The 26,919-nt window shown below is 39.4% G+C and carries 23 protein-coding genes; 6 read left to right on the forward strand and 17 right to left on the reverse strand.

Annotation, left to right across the window (positions count from 1 at the left end; all coding sequences use genetic code 11):
• Positions 1 to 35 precede the first annotated feature (35 nt).
• Positions 36 to 1,688: a sodium/sugar symporter gene (locus AABB81_RS05220; RefSeq protein ID WP_342159098.1), complete on the forward strand. Its 1,653-nt coding sequence runs from the start codon at positions 36 to 38 to the stop codon at positions 1,686 to 1,688.
• A gap of 3 nt (positions 1,689 to 1,691) precedes the next feature.
• Here the strand turns inward: AABB81_RS05220 and AABB81_RS05225 are convergent, their stop codons facing one another.
• From AABB81_RS05225 to AABB81_RS05270, 10 genes are all read right to left on the reverse strand, one after another.
• Positions 1,692 to 1,946: a VOC family protein gene (locus AABB81_RS05225; RefSeq protein ID WP_342159099.1), complete on the reverse strand. Its 255-nt coding sequence runs from the start codon at positions 1,944 to 1,946 to the stop codon at positions 1,692 to 1,694.
• A 270-nt stretch (positions 1,947 to 2,216) separates the two neighbouring features.
• Entirely contained in the window at positions 2,217 to 2,894 is a 678-nt protein-coding gene (locus tag AABB81_RS05230) for a metal-dependent hydrolase (protein ID WP_342159101.1), read from the reverse strand.
• A gap of 110 nt (positions 2,895 to 3,004) precedes the next feature.
• Positions 3,005 to 5,272 carry a TonB-dependent receptor domain-containing protein gene (locus AABB81_RS05235; RefSeq protein ID WP_342159102.1) on the reverse strand — a complete coding sequence of 756 codons (2,268 nt, stop codon included), beginning with the start codon at positions 5,270 to 5,272 and terminating at the stop codon, positions 3,005 to 3,007.
• A 90-nt stretch (positions 5,273 to 5,362) separates the two neighbouring features.
• The gene (locus tag AABB81_RS05240; protein WP_342159103.1) at positions 5,363 to 5,746 is read right to left on the reverse strand and encodes a hypothetical protein; all 384 of its coding nucleotides are present in this window, start codon (positions 5,744 to 5,746) and stop codon (positions 5,363 to 5,365) included.
• Positions 5,747 to 5,801: 55 nt separating this feature from the next.
• Positions 5,802 to 6,704, reverse strand: a complete 903-nt coding sequence (locus tag AABB81_RS05245; RefSeq protein WP_342159104.1) for a 1,4-dihydroxy-2-naphthoate polyprenyltransferase — start codon at positions 6,702 to 6,704, stop codon at positions 5,802 to 5,804.
• 14 nt (positions 6,705 to 6,718) lie between these two features.
• On the reverse strand, positions 6,719 to 7,321 hold the full coding sequence (locus AABB81_RS05250; protein WP_342159106.1) for an SPOR domain-containing protein: 603 nt from the start codon (positions 7,319 to 7,321) through the stop codon (positions 6,719 to 6,721).
• Between the two features lie 25 nt (positions 7,322 to 7,346).
• Positions 7,347 to 8,126 carry a (Fe-S)-binding protein gene (locus AABB81_RS05255; RefSeq protein WP_425287324.1) on the reverse strand — a complete coding sequence of 260 codons (780 nt, stop codon included), beginning with the start codon at positions 8,124 to 8,126 and terminating at the stop codon, positions 7,347 to 7,349.
• 63 nt (positions 8,127 to 8,189) lie between these two features.
• Positions 8,190 to 9,515 carry a 4Fe-4S dicluster domain-containing protein gene (locus AABB81_RS05260; RefSeq protein WP_342159107.1) on the reverse strand — a complete coding sequence of 442 codons (1,326 nt, stop codon included), beginning with the start codon at positions 9,513 to 9,515 and terminating at the stop codon, positions 8,190 to 8,192.
• A gap of 110 nt (positions 9,516 to 9,625) precedes the next feature.
• Positions 9,626 to 10,570, reverse strand: coding sequence for an MlaD family protein (locus AABB81_RS05265; protein WP_342159108.1), 945 nt, complete (start codon positions 10,568 to 10,570; stop codon positions 9,626 to 9,628).
• 122 nt (positions 10,571 to 10,692) lie between these two features.
• On the reverse strand, positions 10,693 to 11,799 hold the full coding sequence (locus tag AABB81_RS05270; RefSeq protein WP_342159109.1) for an N-acetylmuramoyl-L-alanine amidase family protein: 1,107 nt from the start codon (positions 11,797 to 11,799) through the stop codon (positions 10,693 to 10,695).
• 171 nt (positions 11,800 to 11,970) lie between these two features.
• On the opposite strand from AABB81_RS05270, the gene AABB81_RS05275 reads away from it, so the two are divergent.
• Positions 11,971 to 14,586 (forward strand): putative LPS assembly protein LptD, encoded by a 2,616-nt coding sequence (locus AABB81_RS05275; RefSeq protein WP_342159110.1) that lies wholly within the window; start codon positions 11,971 to 11,973, stop codon positions 14,584 to 14,586.
• Positions 14,587 to 14,657: 71 nt separating this feature from the next.
• Positions 14,658 to 15,038: a RidA family protein gene (locus AABB81_RS05280; protein WP_342159111.1), complete on the forward strand. Its 381-nt coding sequence runs from the start codon at positions 14,658 to 14,660 to the stop codon at positions 15,036 to 15,038.
• 21 nt (positions 15,039 to 15,059) lie between these two features.
• Here the strand turns inward: AABB81_RS05280 and AABB81_RS05285 are convergent, their stop codons facing one another.
• A complete protein-coding gene (locus tag AABB81_RS05285) occupies positions 15,060 to 15,914 on the reverse strand; it encodes a BadF/BadG/BcrA/BcrD ATPase family protein (RefSeq protein WP_342159112.1) in 855 nt (284 codons plus the stop codon).
• 111 nt (positions 15,915 to 16,025) lie between these two features.
• Entirely contained in the window at positions 16,026 to 16,442 is a 417-nt protein-coding gene (gene aroQ, locus AABB81_RS05290) for a type II 3-dehydroquinate dehydratase (protein ID WP_342159113.1), read from the reverse strand.
• A 153-nt stretch (positions 16,443 to 16,595) separates the two neighbouring features.
• Here aroQ and xerD point away from each other — a divergent pair, with 153 nt between their 5' ends.
• On the forward strand, positions 16,596 to 17,492 hold the full coding sequence (gene xerD, locus AABB81_RS05295; RefSeq protein ID WP_342159114.1) for a site-specific tyrosine recombinase XerD: 897 nt from the start codon (positions 16,596 to 16,598) through the stop codon (positions 17,490 to 17,492).
• 173 nt (positions 17,493 to 17,665) lie between these two features.
• Here the strand turns inward: xerD and AABB81_RS05300 are convergent, their stop codons facing one another.
• On the reverse strand, positions 17,666 to 19,291 hold the full coding sequence (locus AABB81_RS05300; protein ID WP_342159115.1) for an ABC-F family ATP-binding cassette domain-containing protein: 1,626 nt from the start codon (positions 19,289 to 19,291) through the stop codon (positions 17,666 to 17,668).
• A 206-nt stretch (positions 19,292 to 19,497) separates the two neighbouring features.
• On the opposite strand from AABB81_RS05300, the gene AABB81_RS05305 reads away from it, so the two are divergent.
• Entirely contained in the window at positions 19,498 to 20,916 is a 1,419-nt protein-coding gene (locus tag AABB81_RS05305) for a DUF4369 domain-containing protein (protein WP_342159116.1), read from the forward strand.
• Between the two features lie 115 nt (positions 20,917 to 21,031).
• Complete coding sequence (locus AABB81_RS05310; RefSeq protein ID WP_342159117.1) at positions 21,032 to 22,759, forward strand: DEAD/DEAH box helicase; 1,728 nt, start codon at positions 21,032 to 21,034, stop codon at positions 22,757 to 22,759.
• A 272-nt stretch (positions 22,760 to 23,031) separates the two neighbouring features.
• On the opposite strand, the gene guaB is transcribed toward AABB81_RS05310, so the two are convergent.
• The 4 genes from guaB to AABB81_RS05330 all read right to left on the reverse strand — a co-directional run bounded on the left by guaB (position 23,032) and on the right by AABB81_RS05330 (position 26,810).
• A complete protein-coding gene (guaB, locus tag AABB81_RS05315; RefSeq protein WP_342159118.1) occupies positions 23,032 to 24,498 on the reverse strand; it encodes an IMP dehydrogenase in 1,467 nt (488 codons plus the stop codon).
• A gap of 90 nt (positions 24,499 to 24,588) precedes the next feature.
• Positions 24,589 to 25,089, reverse strand: a complete 501-nt coding sequence (locus tag AABB81_RS05320) for a hypothetical protein (protein ID WP_342159119.1) — start codon at positions 25,087 to 25,089, stop codon at positions 24,589 to 24,591.
• Positions 25,090 to 25,098: 9 nt separating this feature from the next.
• Positions 25,099 to 25,611 carry an FMN-binding protein gene (locus tag AABB81_RS05325; protein ID WP_342159120.1) on the reverse strand — a complete coding sequence of 171 codons (513 nt, stop codon included), beginning with the start codon at positions 25,609 to 25,611 and terminating at the stop codon, positions 25,099 to 25,101.
• Between the two features lie 50 nt (positions 25,612 to 25,661).
• Positions 25,662 to 26,810, reverse strand: coding sequence for a hypothetical protein (locus AABB81_RS05330; RefSeq protein WP_342159121.1), 1,149 nt, complete (start codon positions 26,808 to 26,810; stop codon positions 25,662 to 25,664).
• Positions 26,811 to 26,919: the final 109 nt, after the last annotated feature.

A 26,919-nucleotide genomic window follows, 5' to 3' on the forward strand; every position in this document is an offset into this window, starting at 1 on the left:
TTGTTTAAGTTTATTCTCAATTAGACCTTAGTATCATGAACGCAAATTTTGAGCTACTCGATTATATCATTTTTATTGGCTATGCAGTACTGATCCTTGGGGTTGGTTTGTGGGTATCCAGAGACAAAAAAGGGCACGAAAAAAATGCTGAAGATTACTTTCTGGCGGGCAAGTCATTGCCCTGGTGGGCCATAGGCGCCTCTTTGATCGCGGCTAATATATCGGCTGAACAGTTTATAGGAATGTCTGGTTCGGGTTTTGCCCTTGGGCTGGCCATTGCTTCCTATGAATGGATGGCAGCGATTACCTTGATTATTGTTGGTAAATACTTTTTACCCATTTTTATTGAGAAGGGCCTGTATACCATCCCCGAATTTGTTGAACAAAGATATTCCACGAACCTAAAGACCATCTTGGCGGTTTTCTGGATCGCTTTATACGTTTTTGTAAATCTCGCTTCTGTGCTTTACCTGGGCTCTCTTGCCTTAGAAACCATCATGGGCATACCCATGATCTATGGTGTCATAGGCCTTGCCTTATTTGCCGCGGCTTATTCACTCTATGGCGGCTTATCAGCTGTGGCATGGACAGATGTGATCCAGGTTGTTTTTCTTGTACTTGGAGGATTGTTTACCACCTATCTCGCCTTAGACACGGTATCGGGAGGAGCAGGTCAATTGGAAGGATTGAAAATCATCTATGAAGCGGCTCCCGACCGGTTTGCCATGATACTGGATAAGTCCAATCCTGAATACGACAACCTTCCGGGAATTGGGGTGCTGGTTGGAGGCCTTTGGGTGGCCAATATATACTACTGGGGTTTCAACCAGTATATCATTCAAAGAACATTGGCGGCAAAATCATTAAAGGAATCCCAAAAAGGTATTTTACTCGCGGCATTTTTAAAACTCATCATTCCATTAATCGTTGTGATTCCCGGAATTGCAGCTTATGTGATGGTGAATGACCCCGACATACTGGCCGGATTAGGTGAAGCCGGACTTAAAAACCTTCCTTCGGCTGAACAGGCAGATAAGGCCTATCCCTGGTTGCTTCAATTTCTTCCTACAGGTTTAAAGGGAGTTGCTTTTGCGGCATTGGCTGCCGCTATTGTGTCATCCCTGGCCTCAATGTTGAATTCGACCTCAACGATTTTTACCATGGATATCTACAAACAATATATCAACAAGAACGCAAGCAATAAGGCCATGGTCAACACCGGAAGAATTTCGGCTGCAGTCGCTCTGATCATAGCATGTATTATGGCACCCTTATTAGGAGGGATAGACCAGGCTTTTCAATTTATTCAGGAATACACAGGCGTGGTGAGCCCAGGAATTTTAGCCGTATTCTTGCTGGGTCTATTCTGGAAAAAAACAACTAACAAAGCTGCTATCATTGGCGCTTTGGTCTCAATTCCAATCGCCATGTATTTTAAGGTAGCTCCTAAAGGATGGTCTGAGAGCCCTGTATTTCTTGACCTTCCCTGGATGGATCAGATGGCATACACCACAATCCTTACAGGTCTTGTCATTGTAATGATCAGCTTGTTCCAAAACAAAGGCAAGAATGACGAGAAAGCAATTCCTATCAGTAAGGCATTATTTAAAACGAGTCCGGTTTTTAACATAGGCGCATTTGCGATCATGATTATTTTGGTAATGCTCTATGCTCTTTTATGGAACTAAGTTTCAAGAGAAGAAAAAAAGGGCCATATAGCCTATGTCTTTCCTGATGAGTGTTTTCTCTTTAAGTACCAGGCCTTCTGCATCTTTAACCCTGCCTAACTCATCATTGATCTCAGCAGATGAAAAATAGACAAGCATGCCATCTGAAGAGGGTTTGTAAAAACTGAGATTTTGAACAAGCGATCCTCCGGCTCCCCTGGCTTGTGGATCTTTTGGGAATGGGAACCATCCCATAAGCGTGTCTCCAAATTGCTCCACACTGAGATCTTGATCCCTAATACAGTTTCATAAACCACTGTGCTCTTTTCATATCTGAAACCGGTATTTTAAACCAGCCAACCATATTAGTTTCCATGATTCTAAAAGATTATACGAATCTATCTATTTTCGGGCCTCAGCAAAAGCCTTAAAAAGGTCGAGAGATTTCTGTGACTGTTTTTTAAAGGCAGGTTCAGGATGACTTCACTTGAATACTTCATTGTTTTCGATATGTAATTGTCGACTAAAGTTACCAAAAAAAGGAAAACTCTAAATATCATGGGATCCACCTATAGGTAACAAATACAGGTTTTTACCTGCATTTTTAAAAGCCAGTTTAGCTTCATCATGATCAATGATGATATAACCGAACGTATCATAATGATATCCCATCACCTCATTACACTCAATAAAATCAGAAGCGATAACAGCGCTCTCAACTCCCATGGTAAAATTATCTCCTATAGGAAGTACTGCAAAATCTATCTTGCATTGCAGAGGGATGAGCTTCATATCCATGGTCAAGGCTGTATCTCCTGCTATATATACATTTCCTTCTTTCGTTTCAAGAACAAAGCCTCCGGGTTGTCCACCATAGCTTCCGTCAGGAAATGAGCTCGTATGAATGGCATTGGTATAGGTCACTCTTCCGAAATCGAATTGCCAGCTCCCTCCGTGATTCATTGGATGCCCTTCAATTCCTTTGGCTGCATAATGGTTTACAATCTCAAAATTCGATATAACCTTCGCCCCTGTGTTCTTTGCAATGGCATCCACATCAACGATATGGTCTTGATGTGCGTGTGTAATAAGAATATAATCTGCTTTAAGCGCATTGACATCAATGTCTTTTGCCAATTCGTTTGGGCTTATAAAAGGATCCACAACAATAGTTGTTTCACCAACTTCTATAGAAAGGGCAGCATGCCCCAAGTAAGTGATTTTCATAATAACCGGTTTAGAGACTAAATTTACTGAATTATAACCTTCAACACAATACAGATAAAAAATAAAACCGCGAAACAATCTCTGCTTCGCGGCCATTCACATAAAAGTTTCTAAAAACTATAGGTAATATACAAGGTGAAATTTCTTCCGGGCTCGTAAATTCGTCCACTCAGCAGGTCGGAGTTGCGATACGAAAAATTCAAATGCTCATAATAGTCAGTGTCAAAAATATTCAGCACGGCAGCACCCACCGAAAAACCTTTAAAGGGTTTAACTCCGGCACTAAGATCAAAAGTAGTAAAACCAGGGGTCACAGTTTCTCGAAAAGACGTTGATATCCTGTTTTGCTCTGCCACTAATCTCGATTTTAAATTGACCCAGTAATTTTCCTTGTCATAATTCAAACTCAAATGACCAGTCAAAGGAACAATCTGTGGCAAGGGTTCATCGAGTTCCTGATTCTGCCCATAGGTATAAGCCAGATCGGATAAAAAACTGATGTCTTCTGTGAAATGAACATTGAAATACAATTCAAACCCTGCTTGTTTCGCTTTGCCCACATTGATAAATCGTTTGGCGAATTTAGGCTCCAGCATGGGCATAAATTTTCTGGGCAGGCTTTCGTCTGCCACCGCCGTAATATAATCTGTTAAAAACGAATAAAAAATGGTGGCTCCCAAATCGATTTTTTCAAACTTTTGATTGACAGAGATTTCAAACTGGCTGTTTTTTTCCGGATTCAAATACGGGTTTCCCACATATTCATAAGGATCAGCATTGATGTTGAAATGGTTGATATAACGTTCAACAATTGCCGCAGTTCTTACCCCATGTCCAAATGACAACTGAAGCATGGTCTTGTTTAAACTGTACACATAAGATATATTACCGCTAAAGTTTGCTTCTTGCTGGTCGTCTATCTCGCCGCCGTATAGGTCGAGAAAGTCTTGTTCGGGATCATTGATGGCGGTACTGATAAAATCAGTACGTATACCGGCCGTAAAAACAGAACGATCCGAGGTTCTGATTTTTGATTCCGCAAAAAGGCCAACGTCATTAAGTTCAGAATCCTGCCATATTTTATCAACCTTGATGATGGGTTCGGGCAACATGTTGCCATTCACGATCTTGATGGTTCTTATCCTGTCACCTTCCCTTGCAATAATATTGGCATCAAGGCCCAGGAACAAACTTAAACGATCACCGGGGTTAAGGGTCATTTCGGCCTTACCACCCCAAGTGGTAACAAAAACATTTGATGACGCTCCTGTCATCATAAAATTTGGTCTTTCTTCATTCGTCATCAAATGATCCACGTTAGAATAAAAGCCTTTAAACATAATGCTGCTTATGGTATTACTGATATTCCTGATCTTATAATCCAAGCCCATCAAATAGCTATTGTCATAAGGTGAATCCATAGGTAATCCGGCGTGTTTGATATCCCTGCCAAAAGATTGTCTCCAGGTCAAACGAAACCTTTGTTCGTCTGTTGGGTTGATGCCCAGCTTAACCGAATAATCTGTGGATGTAAAAGATGAAGGTACTTCCTCTCCGTTCCCGTCTGTGTAATCATCATAATTTCTATAGGATCCGTTTAACTCTACATCGAACCGTTCTTTTTTAAACATGACAGCACCCCTTCCGGTAAAATTATTTCCATTGGTCTCGTATCCTGTTTCAACAGTGCCGCTTATTCCGTCTTTCTTCGATTCAGGTGTTTTTGAAACCATGTTGATAATCCCGCCAAAATTCTGTCCAAATCTTACCGTAAAAGGACCTTTTACGATCTCTATCCTTTCGATCTCCTCTGGAATCACATGAGTCGTAATGGGGTCCATGCGATTGGGGCATGCGTTTAGAATCTTCATCCCACCGTCATACTGAACATTTAATTGTTCATATTTAAAAGCCCTGAATACAGGTTCTGAGGCGTAGGCACCTCTCTTTTGTATACCAAATCCGGGTATGTCTTTAAACAGGTCACTGACGTTCCTGGGCTGGGTAACGGCCTTTACGTCATCGTAAACGATCCTGCTCTGGGCCAGGTTTCCCAGGGGATCTGCGGTTACAATAATGTTGTCCAGATCAAAAGCCTGCTCCTGCATGACTATTTGCATATGGTTTGAAAGAACCACGGTTTGAGGCCTGTATGACAGATGCGAAAGACTGGCTTCGCTTCCTTCCTTTGCCAGGATGACGAATTGCCCGTTTTGATCGGTTGATGTAAATCTTTCCTGGTCGATTAATTTTACAATGATATTTTCTATTACTTGTCCATGTTCATCTTCAATGATTCCATGGATTTCCAATTCCTGGGTATATCCCGCCAAGCCGCATAATAGCAGTGCCAGGCATAACATGCAATTTATTTTCATTATGATGTTAATTGTTTAAACAAATAGGTTTGTCTGTGAAGGGTTTCACAGGGTGAGGTCCATACAGGACCCACATACACGAACTAGTAATTAAACAATGGGGGGACGAAGCAGGGTTGAAGCAAACAACAGTTCCTTCAGGTTTTTCACAACATGAGGCCTTAATACAAGGGCTTCATAATTTGCGGGAAGTTCAGAGGAGATATCGTCAGTAAGACTGATGAATTTTTCAAAATCAACTACAGGGGGCATGGGGCTTTGATGCTCCTTGCCAAGATCTAGTTGTTTATCCAACTGATCTCCCAGGTAACACTTCCCGTTACACGCCATAATCGGTTTGTCTTTATTCTCGCAAAGTTCATTCACGATATAATCATAATTGATCAGATATTCCAATATGGGCAGGGCAGGTTGTACAAGGGCAAGCAAGTATAAATTTAGCAGAAAATGTGTTATGATAAGTTGCTTCATCATCAATTAAAAAACAAAAGTAGACTTATTTGTCTTTTATTCAACTGACAAATATCAGCTAAAGAATTAATCCAATTCCGAACAAAATTGCGAATAAAAAAGTACTCAAAGCCAGTTTTTTTAACTCGGGATCAAGCTCCTTCGGATCCTTATTGTTATACACGGTGTATGCATGTTTTAAAATAGGTATAAAAGCCAACACAAATAGGAACTGGAAGAAAGACCTAAAGTTTAAAACAGTGTATAAAAGGCTAAATAAAAACGAGGCCCCCAATAGGTAAAAGTGATAATATCTCGCAAACTCATTTCCTATTTTTACCACGATGGTGCGCTTCCCCGATTTTTCATCAGATTCACGGTCACGCATATTATTGAGGTTCAATACACCCACACTCAGCAGCCCGATTGCAATGGCCGGAAAAAAAACGCTGAATTCCAGTGATTTGCTATATAAAAAATACGTACCGCAAACACTGAGCAAACCAAAAAAAAGAAAAACAAATAAATCACCGTAACCACTGTAACCATAAGCGTGATCTCCTACAGTATATTTTACTGCTGCTATAACACTGCTGATACCCAAAACGATAAATACAACTGAATAAGAAATATAGGCCGTTCCAAAGGCTATAAAAATCAAACACAGCGCCAAAGCAATACTGATGGCTCCTGCGATTATAATTCCTTTTTTCATTGAATTAGGGCTGATGTCACCACTCTGTAGCGCACGTTCGGGCCCTACCCTGGTCTCATTGTCTGTGCCCTTTATACCATCACCATAATCATTTGCGAAATTTGAAATAACCTGAAAACCTATAGTTGTACAAAGCGCCAGTCCGCAAATCACCGGGTTAAAGACCCCCTTTGATGCGGCCATAAATGAACCTAGAATAATTCCTGATAATGACAAGGGTAAAGTACGCAGACGCGCTGCCTTGACCCAAATACTTACTTTTGACAAAATAGTTGATTTGTTTAATTACTGGTTCCCCTAATCCACTTTTCACCACTTAACTGAAGTGCTTCGCTTATCCCTACGGGCATTCCATATGACTTAGCTATAATAAAACAGTCTTTAAAACCAACCCGTTTCAAATCATCCCTGAGCATAACTGCTTCCTTATAGGTTGTGAATTTTCCTATAGAAAATTTGTTGAAACCATTTTCTTCAAATTCTTCCAATTGGGTGATATCATCTGAAATCAGATTAGAACTAAAGTTGGTATAAGCTCCGATTTGAATACTGTAAACAATACTCATATCGATCAAGGAGGTTTTTACGGAGTCAATCAGGACCACCTGCTTAGCCTTTCTCTGAATCTTATGAAGCGAATCTGTATCGATTAAACTCAGGTTGTTCTTGATCAGGTATTCCTGTTTATACTGCTTAGATTTTGGAAGGAAGGACCACAAGAAGAGGATCAGCATAACCAAAGCCGCAATTCCCAGAATGATTCTGTGCTTTTTTAGTATGGAGTTGTTTTCTTCTTCGTCCCTTAAAGCAGTAGACAAGGTTTTGATGGTACTATTGGCCTTGTCAATTTCCTCGTAAATATTTACTAAATTCTTATCTCTCACGAATGGCATATTCTATTTGTACTTATTATAGATCTTTGGCATCGGCTATCAGTTCTGCGATATCCATTACTGTTACACTATGTTCCTTTTCTTTGTTTTTGATTCCATCGGTCATCATTGTATTACAAAAAGGACAACCTGTTGCAATGAATTCAGGTGAGGTTTCCAGGGCATCTTCCGTTCTTTCCACAAAAATTTCCTTCTCACCCTGCTCAGCATCCTTAAACATTTGAGCACCTCCTGCCCCACAACACAATCCTTTTGACTTACATCGTTTCATTTCGACCAACTCAAGCTCCAGTTTCCTGATCAGGTCACGCGGCGCTTCATATATTCCATTCGCTCTCCCCAAATAACAGGGATCGTGAAACGTAATTCGTTTACCGGCATACTTTCCTCCTTCAATGCTTATGCGACCTTCATCTAACAGACTTTTTAAAAATTCTGTATGGTGCATCACCTCATAAGAACCTCCCAATTCAGGGTATTCATTTTTTAAGGTATTAAAACAATGCGGACAAGTTGTAACGATCTTTTTGATCTCATACGCATTTAATATTTCTATATTGGTGACCGCCTGCATTTGGAAAAGAAATTCATTCCCGGCTCTTTTTGCAGGATCACCTGTACAACTTTCTTCAGTACCCAGCACTGCAAAATCAACTTTTGCTTCTATCAGAATTTTTGCAAAGGCCTTGGTAATTTTCCTGGCCCTGTCATCAAAACTTCCAGCACAACCAACCCAAAACAAGACCTCGGGAGACTTTCCTTTAGCCATTTTTTCAGCCATTGTTGGTATTACCATACTAATTTAATTTAAATATTTTAAACATTTAAGTTTCGCTTCAACTTTATCTTTTTCGCAAGGCTATTCATCCTTCCAGTTCAGTCGATCCATTTGACTGTACTGCCAGGGTGCCCCGTTATTTTCAATATTGGTCATCATCATATTCAATTCTTGAGGAGCTGCCGATTTTTCCATGACCAAAAACCTTCTTAAATCAATAATAATGGATAAAGGATCAATACTTACCGGGCATTCTGTTACACAGGCATTACAACTGGTACAGGCCCAGATTTCGGCTTCCGAAATGGTATCCAGCAATGTTTTTCCATCACCTTCTTCCCTAAACGAAGCTTCCCCTTTTTTCTCAATAAATTTTCCAACTTCCTCCAAACGGTCTCTTGTTTTCATCATGATCGCACGAGGTGATAACTCTTTTCCCGTTTGATTTGCCGGGCATTCAGCCGTGCATCTTCCGCATTCTGTGCAGGTATAAGCATTCATCAATTGCACCCAATTCAAGTCGGTCACATCGCTGGCGCCAAATTTTTCAACGTTTTCTTCGCCATCCTCCGGCACAGCATAAGGATCAGCCTCAGGATCCATCATCAGTTTCACCTCCTTGGTTACCGAAGCTAAATTATCGAATTTCCCCTCTGGTTCGAGGTTTGCATAAAATGTGTTCGGAAAAGCAAGCAGTATATGAAGGTGTTTCGAATAGTATAAATAATTTAAAAAGATCAGGATTCCCGTAATATGCAACCACCAGGCACCTCGCTCTATATAAAAAAGTGTCATCTCGTTTTCTGGCAGCCAGGCTGCAATATACTGACTCACAGGAAAACTTCCCGCCTGCACATAATGTATGGCTCCCATTTGCTGCAAGGCATAATCAGCTGCATTCATAAGCAGGAACAAGCCCATGAGCACGATTTCAAAATACAAAATATTCAGCGCGTCATTCCTGGGCCAGCTCGTCATTTCTTTGCTCCAAAATCTCGGTATCTTCAGGATCATTCTTCTTATCCAGAAAATAATCACAGAAATCAGGACGAGAAAGGCAAGTATCTCAAAAGATCCTATTAAAAAATCATAAAGCCCCCCTGCAAACGCAAAAATTCTGTGCGTGCCAAACAAACCATCTATAACAATTTCCAGCACCTCAATATTAATGATCAAAAAACCGATATAAACTATAATGTGAAGTATCCCTGCTATAGGCCTTCTTACCATTTTTGATTGCCCAAGGGCAATTTTAGCCATATTGGACCAACGTTCTGCCTTGTGGTCATTTCGTTCTATATTTTTTCCAAGGCCAATGTTTCTGCTCAGTTTTTTTATATTCCACACAAAGAAACTTATCCCTGAAAAGAGCAATAAGGCAAATAAAATATTAGGTAAATAAGACATACTCAATTATCTATACAAGGCTTAAATGTCAAAGCATCAACTGCTTTTACAGCATTTAAAAGTAAAGATAATCAAAAAGGGAGGAAGACAAAATTATTACAAGTTATTAACTACTCTTTTACAGGCTCTTCATAGGACTTTTCCTTTCTTCCAAAAACCGATAAGTGAACGAATCTTTTGGGATGTTCCTTTACCTCTTTAAGCAATTCTTCCAGTTCTTTGGCAGAGTTGGTCAGGTTGTTGTACAAAGCTTCGTCCTGCATCAGTTTTCCGATGGTGCCCTTACCCGAATTGAGGCTGTCAATTATCACATTAAAATTCTCCAGTGAATGCCGTAATTCAGCAACTGTTGCCCCTAAATTGGCAGCTTGAATAGAATCTGAGATCATTGCAAAGTTGTTCATAGTCTTATTTGCACCAATCATGATACTGTCGATCTTGCCCCCTTGGGCGGTCATAGCGTCCAGGTTGCTTGCCGTACTTTTAAACGTTCGGAGCAAGGCATTCATACTGGCTAAAGACTCCTCTATATTTTTCTGGTTTTCCTCATTCATGAGATTGTTGATATTCTGCATCACAGAATCAGTATGCACCACAAAACTTTCAACTTTTGATTGCAACGGGGCGATTTGCTCATTGATCATACCCATAATACCCGCATCGACGATACCGATCAGCGTATCTCCAGCTACGGCCATTTCTCCTTCATCAATAGCAATATTGATCTTAAGAGACTTCCCACTTATAAAATCAGGACTATAGATCTGGGCAACGCTGTTGACAGAAAACTTTATATCATTGCTGAGAGTCAAATGAGCAACCAATATTCCTTTTTTTTCAGGATGAAAGGAAATTTCAGAAACGGTTCCAACCTTCAATCCATTGATGGTGATCGGGCTTTTTGGAGCCAGCCCCTGAACATTGGTGTATTCAGCATAAAAAGTTCGGGTTTTGTCATACAAGCTTCTGTTTTTCATAAAGTTGTATCCCCAAACAAAAAGGATAAGTATCAGAACGGCGATAATGCCGGTTTTCAATTCTCTTGATATGGTCAAAATAGTACTATTAGTTAAACAATATTACTCATTATTTACCAGGTGATCCCATACGAGGCGGTTTCTTTTGATCCTGTCACCTGCAAGAATCAGGATTCAAACGAATTCAAGTGCCATTTATTTTAAAGCGACTTGTTCATCGCTTCAGACATGTTAATTCTTTCCCCTCCCTTAAACGCAACAACAAAAGCAGTTTTATATCCTGCCTTTCTGGCTTCTGCCTGCAATTTCACGATTTGATCATAGTCAGAAGACTTACCATAATAATATTTGTATGATCCCCCTATCTTTCCGCGCTCAACTCCTTTTAATCCTTTGAAATTGTATGATTTTGTCTCAAGTTTCTTGTTTCCTGAGGCAATTTGGACCTTAAAGTCTATTCCGGGATAAACTTTAGATGAACTATCTACAATGGCCACAGGTGATTCCTCTATGACAAGATTTTCATCAAGATTCTTTTTATAGGCTTTGATGGCATTAAAGATCGATCCGGCAACCTTGTCTTGTCCGCTCTTGGAGTTTAAAAAAGCCCCTTCCTGAGCATTTGTGATAAAACCAGTTTCAATCAGCACACTGGGCATGTAGGTCTGGTGCAATACTACAAACCCTGCCTGCTTTACACCCCTGTCGTTTCTTTTGAGTACGTCCCTGAAATTGGTTTGAATATTACTTGCCAGATATAAACTCTGATCTAAAAACTCCTCCTGCATCAAGGTCATACCTATAACTGCTTCAGGTGAGTTAGGATCAAAGCCTTCATATTTCTCCTGGTAATTATCTTCAAGAAAGATAACCGAGTTTTCCTGCTTGGCTACTTCAAAATTCTGTTTGTTCGCATGCAGGCCCAATACATAGGTCTCTGTACCATCTACCTGGGTATGAAAGGCATTGCAGTGAATCGATACAAAAAGGTCTGCATCTGCCTCATTGGCAATTCGCCCTCTTTCTTTAAGATCGACAAAAACGTCTTTATCCCTTGTATATACCACCTTTACATCATCTATAGCTTCCAGTCTTTTTCCCAGTTTGAGCACGATACTCAGCGCTATATCTTTCTCAAGGTAGTTCTTGGCAGGTCTCCCGGGATCCTTTCCTCCATGACCAGCATCTAAAACTACTGTAAAATTATCCTGGGCATAGGTTTTTGTCTGAACTAAGATTAAAAAAAATCCACATATCAGCACTGTAAAAATTGCGGCATAGTTCCTGTTTTTTACTAAATCCATCATGGTTTTTATACTTCTAGTTTTTCCTTTATTAATTTATACCACTGAAAAAATATATGTAAGTTTGTATCTTTCAAAAAGTAACATTTTTTTACAAAAATACTATTTATAGCATTGTATACAAATTTAAGATACTTACTTTTCTTTTCCTTATTTTTTTGTTTTGTAAATCAAGTGGCCTTGGGGCAGGTAGAACAAAATAAGAACGGTGAAGAAAACAATATAAATAGAACTGATAGTTTACGTGTCTTAAACGGCAATAGCCCTGATTTAGCAGTTATCGATACAACTAAAACCGATAGTATACAAATCAATCCCGAATACCTTGAAGACAATATCATACACAAGTCAAAAGATTATATTTCCAACGATTTTATCAACCAGAGAGCCACGCTCTACGATGAGGCAGAACTTTATTATCAGAATATAGAGCTAAAGGCCGGAAAGATCATTATTGATTACAAGAATAGCCTGGCCATCGCCACCGGTATATTTGATACGGCAGGGGTATATGTACAAAGGCCTCAATTCGTGCAGGGCAACCAGGCATCAACGCAAGATTCCCTGATCTATAATTTTGAGAATAAGAAAGCTCTCATCTATAATTCACGAACGGAACAACAGGGAATGATTATAACGGGCGATGTGTCTAAAAAAGAAAACGACAGTACATTTTACATCAATAAAGCGCGTTTTACGACTTCTTTGAAGGAAAAACCAGATTATTATGTACAGACCAAAAATATAAAGATCGTACCCGACAGTAAGATTGTAGGGGGAATGAGCAATCTGGTGATTTCAGATGTACCCACCCCTTTGGTACTTCCATTTTTTTATTCTCCGCTAACAAGTGGGCGGGCCTCAGGATTTGTTATTCCCACCTGGGGTCAAAATAACAATCAGGGTTATTTTCTTCAAAATGGAGGATATTATTTTGCGGTAAACGACTATTTTGACCTGGGAATTTTAGGTGACATATATACCAATGGAAGCTGGGGGCTTAGGGCCGAATCGAATTACAACCTTCGCTATAAATTTACAGGTAATTTTAGTTTGAGATACGAAAACCTTATCAATAGCCAAAAAGGCTTTCCAGACTACAGCAAGAGAAATAATTTCTTTATTAGATGGTCTCACAGCCAGTCTGCAACCTCCAATCCGAATTCAAGGTTCTCTGCTTCGGTGAATTTTGGTAGCAGCAGCTTTTTCCAGGAATCGATCAACGAATCGAGCTCCCCTTATTATTTGACGAATACGTTTGCCTCGTCGGTTTCCTATTACAAAAAGTTTGTAGGAACGCCCTTCAATATGAATGCTTCGATGACGCATACCCAAAACACAAATACAGAATCCATCGATATGAACCTGCCTTCTCTGGTGCTGAATATGGATCGTATCTATCCTTTTGCACCCAAAGTCGGATCAAAAAAGAATCCGATTCAAAATATTGGGGTGACCTATAGCATGAACGCCCAAAACCGGATTTCTACCAACGATGAAGAATTCGGGACGGCTAAGATGTTTGATGAGGCTCAAACCGGAGTCAAACATGATATCTCGATGAGTACAAATGCCAAAGCCTTGAAATTTATAAGCCTTTCGCCTTCTATCGTATATAAAGATGTGTGGTATTTTAAAACCATCGACAGGTATTGGGATGAAAATATAAATGAAGTGGTCTCCGATACTGTAAACGGATTTGATTCATACCGGGAGTATTCGGGCGGGATATCGGCAACCACGACGGTTTATGGGATGGTCAACTTTAAGAAAGGAAGGATACAAGCCCTGAGGCATGTTATGAGACCTTCTGTTTCGTACAGTTACCGTCCTGATTTCAGTCAGTATTACGATGAATATCAGGCTAGTATAGATCCTGATGATATCAGGGAATATTCCCGCTTTCAAAATGGCCTGTATGGCGCGCCTACAAGAGGGCTTTCCAGTGCCATAGGCTTGTCTGTGAACAACACACTTGAAGCGAAGGTAGCAGCAAAAGAAGGTGAAGAAGATGAAGGAGATGATGAACCGCGAAAAGTAAAGATCCTAAATAACCTGAATTTTTCAACAAGTTACAATATTGCAGCAGACTCGTTGAACTGGAGTCCGTTGAGAATGACAGCCGGAACCCAAATGCTCAAAAACAAGCTGGGCATCAATTTAAACGCTTCGTTTGATCCTTATGCGCTAAACGCCAATGGAAGCAGGATCAATATATACAATATCAATAACGGAGGAAGTTTATTCAGGTTTACAGGTGCCAACCTAACGGCCAATTATTCCATATCGAGTAAAGATCTTAAGGAAGCCAAGAAATCATCAGGGGCAAAGGGTTCCGGTGGTAATACGAACCTCGACAGTTCTTCAAATATGTTTGGTGAAAGCCTGACCAATCGCAACCAGCAAATCAATACCGACGAAGAAAAAGTCAAAAAGGCCACCTTGTACAAAACCGAAATGCCATGGGACATGCGCGTTAGATATTCACTCACCTATAATAATTCAAGGGCTCAAAGCGATATCACCGCAAATTCGTTACAGGTATCAGGAAATATTGAATTCTCGCCAAAATGGAGGGTTGGGATTTCATCCGGTTACGATTTCGAAAATAGCGGGATCACTTATACACAACTTCGTTTTGAAAGGGATCTCGACAGCTGGCGCTTTAGTTTTAACTGGGTACCATTTGGAGACAGAGCCACCTATTACTTTTTTATCGGTATCAAATCAGGACCGCTCAGTGACCTGAAATACGATCAGCGCAAGGTTCCAGACAGAAGATTGTTTTGATGCACCACAAACGATATCATGTTTCTGTCAATAAATTGTAGTTTAACATAGATTTTAAAACCCAATGACTCATGAAAAAAATAATCGAAACCCCAAACGCTCCGGCACCTATAGGGCCTTATTCTCAGGCTGTTCTTTATGAGGATACCTTATACACTTCGGGGCAAATAGCCATTAATCCCCTAACCGGCGATCTTGTTTCAGGGGATATCACCAAAGAAACCGAACAGGTGATGAAAAACTTAGGTGCTGTTTTGGAGCAGGCCGGAATGAGCTACAAAAACGTACTCAAGACCACGATCTTTATAAAAGACATGAACGATTTTCAAAAAATAAATATGGTTTACGGATCCTATTTTGATGAAGCCACGGCACCTGCGCGTGAAACTGTTGAAGTCGCCCGACTGCCAAAAGACGTCAGCGTAGAGATCTCGGCACTCGCCCGTAAATAAACGGGAGGCCCTTAAAAGCCCTTATTTTGTCAGCTTGCTGGCATGAACAGCAGCCAAGGTCATGATGGGATGCCTAACAATCTTTCCCAGTGTAAGATTGTATTCCTGTAAAACCTCTACAATTTCATCCTGAAGGAAATGAGCGATGGAACCCACAAAATAAATAGGTACATCTTTACTTTCCTCAAACTGTAAAATTTGGTTTTCCACGAAGAAACGCAATCCGTCCTTAATGATCTTTTGGGCATAATCGCTTTCCTTGTTTTCGATCAGAAACCGGCCCACATTAGCCAAATAGGTATTGGGGTTGTCTCTTTTATATAAGTTCTCCTTGATCACATCAGGCCTTAAATCATACTGAGCTTCGAATTTTATAGCCAAATCTTCAGGCATCTTGCCATAGGCATGGTCTTTTATGATTTGTTTGCCATAATAGTTGCCACTGGCCGAATCCATCAGTATATATCCCAGAGACACTATCTTTTGATGAGTTTCCTTTCCGTCAAAGTAACTGCAATTAGAACCTGTGCCTAAAATACAAACCACACCGGGCGTATCTGTTTGAAGCGACTTTACCGCAGCAATAGTGTCTTCGTATATTTCAATATGGGCGTTGGTAAATATATCTTCAAAAATAGTTTTTAAAAACTGTACGGCATTTTGGGTTCCGCAACCGGCACCGTAAAAATAGATTTCCTTTACCTCATCCTTGATGTCCCTCAGTTCTTCTTTTGTGATGATTCGGTCATACAAAGTCTTCTTTGTGAACACAGCAGGATTTAATCCATCCGTATCAATTTTAAAATAAGTTTCTCCCTTTTCGTTAATCGCTATCCAATTTGTTTTGGTCGATCCGCTGTCGGCAACTAAAATCATGCTATAAAAAATTTGAATTCGTAAAATTAAAAAATACCGTTCAATAAAAACCGATATTTACTATAAATTATCTTAAAACTGAGCATTTATTACTAAATCGTTTTCGCGGTTTTATATTAAAAACGATCGAAGGGCAAGCTCGTAACTCTGTAGCCCAAATCCGGTTATAACACCTTTTGAATGGGGTGCTATAAATGATACATGCCTGTAGGGCTCTCGTTGATAGACGTTTGAAATGTGAACTTCTACTACAGGGGTTTCCACCGCTTTTATCGCGTCACCGATACCCACAGATGTATGTGTGTAAGCGGCCGCATTTAATATGATGCCATCATGTGAAAACCCGGTTTCATGAATCTTGTCAATAATTTCACCTTCTATATTCGACTGATAATAAGACAGTTCAACGTCCTCAAAACGATCCTTTAATTGATTGAAATAATCCTGAAAGGTTTTATTTCCATAAACTGTTGGTTCCCGCTTTCCAAGGAGGTTCAAATTAGGACCGTTGATAATGATGATTTTCATGAATTACCGGTTTTAGAACTTTGTTTGGTTATCTGTTCCGCTTGTTATGCACCGAAACAAAGAATAATTGATTCTTGTTCCCAAAAATAGCATAATTTTACACATCGTATAAGCAAATCGCATGAATATTGATCGAGAAAGCCACTTAACGCCATGACCTGGAAAGATGCCATTAAAGATTACCAATATTTTTTAAAGATCGAAAGGGGTCTTTCCCATAATTCGATTTCGGCCTACCGCAGGGATATTCTAAAACTCATGAATTTCCTTGAAGAACAGCATGTGGCCATATCGCCTGTAGAGATTGGTACCGACCTGATTGAAAGGTTTGTGTATACCAGTTCGAAAACAATTGCCCCGCGTTCACAGGCCAGAATGATTTCAGGCCTGAGGAATTTCTTTGATTACCTTATTTTTGAAGATTACCGAAAAGAAAATCCGACTGATTTACTGGAAACCCCAAAAATTGGCAGAAAACTACCCGATACACTATCCGAGAATGAAATCAATCAAATCATTTCCCAAATTGACCTGAGCAAGCCCCAAGGTGAGCGGAACAGAGCCATGATGGAAACTTTGTACAGCTGCGGACTCAGGGTAACCGAAATGATCGAATTAAAAATCTCTGACCTGTTTTTTGACGAAGGGTTTATCAGGGTCATTGGCAAAGGCAACAAACAGCGGTTTGTACCTATCAATTCATATATGATCAAACTCATTGAAACATATAAGGATCACGTTCGGGCAATGATAAAGGTGCAAAAGGGATATGAGGACACACTGTTTTTAAACAGGCGTGGAAAGCAACTCAGCCGGAATATGGTGTTTATGGTACTAAGGGATTTGACCTCAAAAGCAGGAATTGACAAAACCGTAAGCCCGCATACCCTGAGGCATTCCTTTGCTACTCATTTACTTGAGAATGGTGCCGATCTCAGGGCCATTCAACAGATGCTGGGCCATGAAAGCATTACCACTACCGAAATATACATGCATCTGGATAAAAGCCATTTAAAAATGGTTGTGGAGAAATTTCACCCCAGAAAATAATGCTACAATGCTGCAATGCTATAATGTAGGTTTCTTTTTGTCTTGCCCTGAAATTTCTTATCCTGAAACAAGTTTACATAAAAATTAAACAAAATTCAGTTCGATATATGCCATAAATTCTCACACCCGCATATTCAAGCATTGAAGCATTGCAGCATTGCAGCATTGAAGCATTAGACCTCGTACATCTTCTTTCTCAACTCTTTGATCGTATCGTTTTCAAGGTATTCATCAAAACTCATATATCTGTCTATCACTCCTTTTGGCGTGATCTCAACGATCCTGTTGGCAACTGTTTGCGCAAATTCGTGGTCATGAGTTGAAAAGATTACAGTGCCTTTGAAATTCTTAAGTGCATTGTTAAAGGCCTGAATGGATTCAAGATCAAGATGGTTTGTAGGTTCATCCACGAGCAGTACATTAGCTCTCTTCATCATCATTCGAGACAACATACACCTCACTTTTTCCCCACCTGAAAGAACATTGCTCTTTTTAAGGGCCTCATCACCACTAAAGATCATTTTACCAAGAAAACCCCTGATGTGAACCTCTTCTCTTTCCTCTTCTGTTTTAGCGTATTGCCTTAACCAGTCCACCAGGCTAAGGTCGTTCTTAAAGAATTCTGAATTCTCAAGGGGCAAATAGGCCTGAGAGGTAGTAACCCCCCATTTATAATCTCCTGAGTCGGGCTTATCCGACCCGGTAATGATCTCATAAAATGCAGTTGCGGCTCTCGAAGCTCTTGACAGTAAAACAACCTTGTCTCCTTTGGTCAGGTTCAGGTCAATTTTATCAAAAACCACTTCACCGTCAATGCTTTTCGACAGATTTTCAACATGGAGAATCTGATCCCCGGCTTCTCTTTCCTGCTCAAAAATAATCGCCGGATATCTTCTGCTTGAAGGCTTGATATCGGCTATATTCAGCTTTTCAATCATCTTCTTTCTGCTTGTTGCCTGTTTTGATTTGGCCACATTGGCAGAAAATCTCCTGATGAATTCTTCGAGTTCTTTCTTCTTTTCTTCTGCTTTTTTATTCTGTTGTGCCCTTTGCCTGGCGGCTAACTGACTCGACTCATACCAAAATGTATAATTACCTGAATACTGATTCATTTTACCAAAATCAATATCTGATATATGCGTACAAACCGCATCTAAAAAGTGACGGTCATGAGATACAACGATCACTGTATTGTCATAATTGGCCAAAAAGTTTTCAAGCCAGCCAATGGTTTCAAAATCAAGGTCATTGGTAGGTTCATCCATGATCAATACATCAGGCGACCCAAACAAAGCCTGCGCAATAAGCACCCTAACCTTTGATTTACCATCAAGGTCAGACATTAAAGTATAATGCATGTCTTCACTTATTCCCAAAGATGACAAGAGGTTCGCAGCTTCACTTTCGGCGGTCCAACCTCCCATTTCTTCAAATTCACCACCCAATTCACCGGCAAGAATCCCATCTTCATCAGAAAAATCGGGTTTTGCATACACTTCATCTAATTTTTTCTTCAATTCATACAAGGGTATATTACCCATCATCACCGTTTCTAATACCGGATATTCGTCAAACGCAAAGTGATCTTGCGAAAGTACCGACATTCTTTTCCCTTTTTCCAAACTTACAGTGCCCGAAGTCGGGTCAATATCACCTGAAAGTATTTTTAAAAAAGTAGATTTCCCGGCACCATTGGCACCTATGATACCATAGCAATTCCCTTGGGTAAATACCGTGTTTACATCATCGAATAGAATTCTCTTTCCGAATTGAACGGATAAGTTGGAAACAGTTAACATGTGTTTTTAATTTTTTTGCAAAACTAAGTAAAATAGTGCTATTTAACTACCAATCCACCCCATAATATTTTGGCCTTTAAAACTGATGAAAAAGAAAAAAAACACCTTGATATTTTTAACTTTTTACTGCTGAATTTTTAACATGGCATTAACAAGACACCCTGAGGTATATTAGTACATTTGTTATTATGTCTAAATCGCATTATTTGAAAAAAAATTACTTTTCGCAGCCTTTTACCTTATTTGTGCTGTTGGTTTTCGTATTTTCCTTTTCTGGTTGTAATGATTCAGAACAAACTGCATACACTTATTTTGGCGGTAAAATCAAGAACCCTAAAGACAAGTATGTTTACTTGAATAAAGGAAAGAAAATACTTGATTCGGCCAGGATAGATAACCACAATAAATTCTCTTTTAAACTTGACTCGTTGAAGTTGGGTCTGTATACGTTTAAACACGGAGCTGAATTTCAATACATCTATCTAGAACCAAAAGATAGCCTATTGCTATATCTGAATACCTGGGATTTTGATGAGTCATTGATTTTTAGCGGAAAAGGCAGTGCAAAGAATAATTACCTTATCAACCTATACCTTGAACAGGAACTTACCGAAAAGAATTTTAAGCAAAACTATAAATTAGACGAAGCGGCCTTTACGAAGGTTATCGATGAGGGTATCAAAAAACAACTGGAAGCTTATAATGAATTCCTTTCAACCGAAGAGGAGAAACCCTCCAAATTTTTCAATAAATTGGTGATGACAGGAATTTATGTGCCTTTCTATTTTTATAAGGAAAGATATGCCTATAATCATAAAAAAATCATGGGCTTAGATACGACTCCCGAACTAAGCAGTGATTTTTATGCCTACCGGGATCATGTAGAGCTCAACGATGAAGGTTTGATTGATTACGGATGGAACCTGGCCTTTATCAATAATTTTTTATACAACCTGGCCTACGATGAAAAAATGAAAGATCCTGAGAACAGGATCTTTGAACTCGAATTCATGAAAATTGTTGAAGACAGGATTAATGTTGATGAGTTAAAAAATTCATTGCTTGCAAAAGGTGTGTGGGGTTCCTTGTCGAACAAGCATCTGACAAAAGAAGAAAACGAAAAAGTATATACCTATTTTTTTGAGCATTGCACCGATGACAGCTATAAGTCTGAATTAAAGAAATCAATTGAGCAGAAAGAAAAACTTTCATGTGGTGAAGACCTTCCAAAACTTACGGCCTATAATATAGATCACAATGAGGTAGAGATCAACAGTCTTATTAAAAACTCAAACGCTGTTATCTATTTCTGGCCTTCCGATTTGGGACGTATGGAACTACTTAATGAAAAACTACAGTATTTGGAAAAGCATCATCCGGAAGTCGTTTTTATTGGTATCGAACGAAACAAAAGCGATGAAGAATGGAAAAAATTTCTAACCACAAAAAAATTACCCAAAGAGCATCAGTTCAAAATGGCAAAGAACTCTGAAACCTATTCCTGGTACGAAGGTGATATGGAAAGAACCATTATTGTGAATAATCAGGGGAAGGTTGAAAATGGTTATGTTTTTTTCCTTGACAGCAACCTTAACTATTATTTGAAAAGCATTAATAATCATTAATTTATAGGAAACTTCGTTAAATAAGTAGTATTTTTGCAAACTCTTAAACATAAAACACAGTATTTATTTGCAAACCAGAGCTTTACAAATAAATTGAGTTTTGCAAAAAAAATATATGTCGATATTTAAAACGCTTGGTTTAAGCCAGGCAATTGTTGATTCATTGACCGATTTAGGCTATGAACAACCCACAGAAATTCAAAAGATTGCTATTCCACAAATTCTGGGTTCAAAAAATGATTTGAAAGCTTTTGCCCAGACAGGAACCGGTAAAACAGCCGCCTTTAGTTTGCCTATACTTGAGCAAATTGATTCGGATAATAAAAATACCCAGGCGATTATTCTTTCTCCAACCAGAGAGCTGGCTATTCAGATCGCCAACAACATTAACGAATTTTCCACCAATTTAAAAAGCCTTAAAACTATTGCTGTTTATGGAGGTGCCAATATTGAGGAGCAGATCAGGCCTTTGAAAAGAGGTGTGCAAATCGTTGTAGGAACTCCTGGCCGAACCCTTGACCTTATTAAAAGAAGGGTCCTGAATCTTGAAAGCATTCAATGGTTGGTATTGGATGAAGCAGATGAAATGTTGAATATGGGCTTTAAAGAAGAATTGGATAATATCCTGGAAAAAACCCCTAAAAGTAAACAGACCCTTTTGTTTTCAGCAACTTTCCCTAAAGAAGTGGAAGCCATTGCCAGAAACTATATGAACAATCCTACTGAGGTCTCAGCCGGACAAAAAAATGTCGGGGCCGATAACGTAGAACATGAATTCTTCCAGGTATCTGAACGCAATCGCTATCCTGCTTTAAAAAGAATAGCTGACGTAAATCCTGATATCTATTCAATTGTATTTTGCCGAACGAGGAGAGAAACAAAAGAGGTTGCCGAGAAATTAATTGAAGACGGTTATAATGCAGATGCGTTGCACGGAGATCTTTCTCAGGCCCAACGTGACCTAGTGATGCAAAAGTTCAGAAATAAGAACCTGCAGATTCTTGTAGCGACAGATGTTGCAGCGAGAGGATTAGACGTTAATGATTTAACGCACGTCATCAATTATAAATTACCGGATCAAACAGAAAACTATACGCACAGGAGCGGAAGAACGGGAAGGGCCGGAAAAAAAGGAATATCTGTTGCTATCATTACCAGTAAGGAGCGCAACAAACTTAAACCCATAGAGAGAAAGATCAAGAAGAATTTTGTTCAGAAACAAGTTCCCAACGGAAAAGAAATCTGTGAAATCCAACTATTCAAATTAATCGACAAGATTCACGATATTGAAGTCAACGAAAAAGAGATCAAAGATTACCTTCCTGATATTTATGAGAAACTTCATGAACTGGATCGTGACGAACTGATCAAAAGATTTGTGTCTATTGAATTCAACTCCTTTCTTTCGTATTATCAGGATGCCAGGGATTTAAATAACAATGATGCTCCAGGAGGCGACAGAAAAAGACCGGGAGATGAATCTCTGGTCCGCTTTTACATCAATCAGGGGAAAATGGATGACCTCACTCCTGCCCGATTGATCGGGTTGATCAATGAATGCCTGAAGAAAAGGGATGTGGAGATTGGTCAGATAGAAATTCTTAAAAGTTTTTCATTCTTTGAAATAGATAAAGATTTCACCAAAGATGTTCTTGAGAAAATGAATGAGGCTCAATTTAACAATCGTTCAGTGATTGTTGAAGTTACAGCCAAACCAAAGGGAAGAAGCAACAAGAGGTCTTCAAAAGGATTTGGAAGAAAAAATACCAGCGAAAAGAGAAATGACGACTTCAAACCAAACAGAAAGAAACCTGTATCAGGAGGAAGGCGCCGAAGACGTTAACTTGTTTTTTTAATTGGTTTTACCCATTAAAAAAGGTTGAAAGTTTGATCAAATAATGATCTAACCTTCAACCTTTTTTTATTTTTTTCAATCAGGCAATCCAGCGTCCTGATGTTTTATTTACTTTTTTCTATTAACCTTTTTCAGGACAAAGGTTTTGATTGGAGAATGTTGTTTTTTGAAGAATTAACTTCGCTGAATCCCTGCCTTCATGCGGGTTCGATTTCATGCATTAATGTATTCATGCATTCAAGGATTGAAGCATTGCATCATTACCTCCTCGAGTAATTAGGTGCTTCTTTGGTTATGGTTACATTATGAGGATGGCTTTCGGATATACCGGAAGACGTGATTCTTACGAATTTAGCATTTTTATGTGCCTCAATATTAGCACTACCGCAATAGCCCATTCCTGCCCTTAAACCACCCATGAATTGATGCATGGTTTCGTATACTTCTCCTTTATAAGGTACACGTCCTACGATCCCTTCGGGAACGAGTTTTTTTACATCATCTTCGACATCCTGGAAATACCTGTCTTTTGATCCCATTTCCATTGCCTCGATGGAGCCCATTCCTCTGTATGACTTGAATTTTCTTCCTTCAAAAATAATGGTCTCCCCCGGTGATTCTTTGGTGCCGGCCAATAAAGATCCCAACATCACCGTATCTGCACCTGCTGCAATGGCTTTAGGTATATCTCCGGTATAACGTATTCCTCCATCAGCTATTACAGGAACCCCACTACCTTTGATCGCAGCGGCTACTTCCATCACTGCAGACAATTGTGGAAATCCAACTCCGGCGACGACCCTGGTCGTACAAATCGATCCCGGCCCTATACCAACCTTAACGGCATCTGCCCCTGCTTCAACCAAAAATTTTGCTGCGTCGCCTGTGGCGATATTACCAACGATAATATCAACATGAAGGTATTTAGCCTTAATATCTTTTAATACCTGTGCTACTCCCCTGCTATGGCCATGAGCTGTGTCGATGACCAAAGCATCAACACCTTCCTTGATCAAGGCCTTCGCCCTCTTCATTGAATCACCGGTCACTCCAATGGCTGCAGCTACACGGAGCCTTCCATATGAATCTTTATTCGCATTGGGATTTTCACTCACTTTGATGATATCACGATACGTGATCAATCCCACTAATTTTCCATTAGGGTTTACAACCGGAAGCTTTTCAATCTTGTGATCCTGAAGGATCATTTCAGCCTGTTTAAGGGATGTTCCTTCCTTCACTGTAATTAGATTCTCTGAAGTCATTACTTCAGCAATAGGCCGGTCGTTATTGTTTTCAAATCGCAAATCACGGTTCGTAATGATCCCAATAAGCTCCCCTGAATGATTCACCACCGGTATCCCGCCAATCTTATACTTGCGCATCAAAGATTTGGCATGAGCAACGTTCTTGTCTTTGGTAAGGGTAATCGGATCAATGATCATTCCTGATTCAGATCGCTTTACCTTTTTCACCTCGGCAGATTGCTTTTCAATGCTCATGTTTTTGTGCAAAATCCCAATCCCTCCTTCACGTGCCATGGCAATGGCCATTTCTGATTCTGTCACGGTATCCATGGCAGCCGAAATAATTGGCGAATTAATAATAATATTTTTGGTGAATTTGGTTTGAGTGTTTACTTCACGGGGTAAAACTTCTGAATAAGCAGGAACCAGCAATACGTCATCGTAGGTAAGTCCTTCAAGCAAAATTTTGGGAGTAGTCATAGAACGCAATTAGAATTTAATTGCGTGCAAATTTACGACTTTAAATTGGATAGAAAAAACATAAGGCTTGTTAAAGTAAACTCTTTGACTTTAACCCTCGGTTCTTTTGGGGAAAAGACAGCTCCAAATTATCAAAGCACTCATAAGCAACAGTGAAAACACCATGGCCATGCCAGAGAGCATGATCACGTATTTAAACCAAATAACGCCTTTCCAAAGTATATAGATACCTCCAAAAGTAAGTATCAGGGATACAAAAGGTTCAAACAACAAAAAAGATTTTAACTTGTATGGTACGTGGGTCATATACAACAAGGCTCCAAGAACAAAAAAGATCAAACTTAACGATAGAATATGGTTGTGGATCAAGGTTAAAACCTCCTGTTCAGATTTTTTAAAATGCATCTCATCTGCATCTTCATCCATCTCATTTCCCAGATAATTCTGCTCAATCCCACTGGCATTCATAGAGGTTGTTACCCTCACAAAATTGAATCCGGTAAAAAACCCAAGGTTTAAGACAAGCACAAAAAAGATTACAAATAATCTGAATTGCCTTGGCATGGAAGCTAATAAACCTTTTATTATCATACCCATATTTTATTGAGCTAATATTGACAGATTGGTTAAAAGATCATTTACAGCATTGGTCATAGATTGAGCCGAAATCGTAGCACCTGAAATTCCCATGATGTCAGATCCGTATTTCAACCTGGTCTTGGTACTGATACCGTCAAATTGTCTCAGCCAACGTTTGCTGCTAATTTCTCCTCCGTAATCTTCTCTGTAAGCAAGTATTTTGATTTTCTTAATGATCATATCCTTATCAAAAATGACGATAAAATCAAATTCATCTGCTTTGCTTGGGGCCTTTCCGAAATAAAAGTACCCAAGATCAGCCTCCTCCTGTGTGATCTTGTAGAAACCCTCAGGGTCAAAATTCACAGACATTTTATCCAATACCTCCTCACTTATCTCAACCCGCTCCATGTCATAAGAAGGGATGTCAAAGGTTATAAGGATTTCCTTATCAATCTTTTTGAGATAATTCTTCGGGATTTCCACAAAAGAATTCAAACAGGTCAGGACAAATATGTAGCTTAATAATTTCATAAGTATCGGCCATTCCTTCCAAAGAGAAAGAATGGCCAAAGATAGTATTTTTAGAACATTACACCGACACCGGCATTAAATTGATTATCAGGGTTAGTGCCCTGCACAGCATCATTAAACCATTGGTAATCTGCCTTTACCACAACCCCCGGAGCAATTTTAAAATCGAGCCCAAGGGTGATATTATTTCTGTCATAGGCATCGTTGATATCGAGATCCCCCGCTGTTTCAGCATGGGTATTATAGGCTTCATACCTGCTGAAGAGCGACAGCTGTTTCGTTGTGTTTTTATCGATAAGGGGTAAGAAGTTGTATCCAGCTTCCAAATAGAAGCCCTCAATTTTTGATCCCAGATCTTTTCCTGTTAAATTATTATATGCCTCCGTTCCAGATAAGTTTGTGTGGACATATTGCCCTCTCAGAGTCAGATCACGGTAAAGATAAGAGGCATTCAGCCCCAGCATCGAAACGCCCACTGTTGAATTCTCCACAGAAGGGTCATCAGACTGTGTCTCACCGAAATATCCTGCGACACCCAATTTCAAACCTAGTATTCCATAATAATCAAATTTGACTGACAGGTTTGGATTGTGAATCACAGATTCAGCTCCTTTTTGCCTTCCTTTGCGCAATCCGTCTATTCCCCTCAGGGTACCCTCTCCATCTTTGTAAGAGATAAATCCGTTAAATATATAGGCCTGGTACTTTAAAGAAAGGTCCTGTAAATTACCCGTGGCACCAACACCCAGCTCTCTCCAGGTTGTGGGCACAACATACTTGTCAAGACCCGGTCTTTCTGTTCCAAAGAAAACGGGTGGTTCATGATACTCGTTAACATAACCCATAGGAACAAGCATCAAACCTCCACGTAAATTGAATGCTGTACTAAAACTATAATTCACAAAGGCCTGCTCTACATATATTTCCTTGACATGTTCTATTTCAATTTCTGTTAAAAAACTGACTCTGTCACTAAAATTATATCCAAAAAGCATCACCAGCCTGTGCACATCAAGATTACCTGTTTTACCCCCGTCAGGCTCGTTATAATCTATTTGAACATATCCCCCTATTGTTAATTTACTTTGGTTATTGTACATCAATCTGTTGATGACTCTTAAGGAATCCTGAGCGGTATCCTGTTGAGAAAACATTACTGTAGTTAACATCACCACAGCAATAAATATTTTCCATTTCATAATAAATAATTTTGTAATTCTTATTTAGATTAATTATAAATTAGATATATCTAGAGCAAATGTAAATTGAAATTTTCAACTGACAATGGCTTATTTAGAATAATTTTAA

This window comes from Lutimonas vermicola, from assembly GCF_038433205.1.
In the GTDB taxonomy this organism is placed as follows: Bacteria; Bacteroidota; Bacteroidia; order Flavobacteriales; family Flavobacteriaceae; genus Lutimonas; species Lutimonas vermicola.